The following is a 446-nucleotide window of genomic DNA, read 5'->3' on the forward strand; positions in this document are numbered from 1 at the left end:
CAGTTCTGGTTCTGTGCATCCATGAAGGATCACCTCTTCCAAGCCTGCTCCCATTGCCGGCAGCTTGTCGCCATCTTGCCGGCAACACCGCGCATTCGCTTTGCCCCGTCAGAAAAGCTTGACCACGATCATTGTTACACTTAAGTATGTGACTGCTCACTTACTAGGTACTTTATGCGAAAATCCGCGGAATTGCGCAAGGCCGAAATCGTCGCGGCCGTCCTCGACCTGGCCGACCAGATCGGGCCGGATCGGGTGACGACAGGTGCTGCCGCAGCGGCTGTGGGCGTCAGTCAGGCCGCCTTGTTCCGGCATTTCCCGACCAAGGCCGCGATGTGGCTTGCCGTGGCGGATCATGTGACCGGGGAACTGGCAATAGCCTGGCAACGGGCCATGACTGGGACTGATGGCCCCATCGACCGGGTCACGGCGCTGGTGGTCGCGCA

1 protein-coding gene is annotated in these 446 nt (G+C 60.5%); it reads left to right on the forward strand.

From position 1 onward, the window contains the following. Positions 1–174 precede the first annotated feature (174 nt). Positions 175–446, forward strand: a 272-nt coding sequence (locus tag HBA93_RS18660; RefSeq protein ID WP_286202050.1) for a TetR family transcriptional regulator, incomplete at its 3' end; no start/stop codon positions are given.

It is taken from the genome of Ochrobactrum sp. SFR4 (assembly GCF_019730395.1).
Lineage (GTDB): Bacteria > Pseudomonadota > Alphaproteobacteria > Rhizobiales > Rhizobiaceae > Pseudochrobactrum.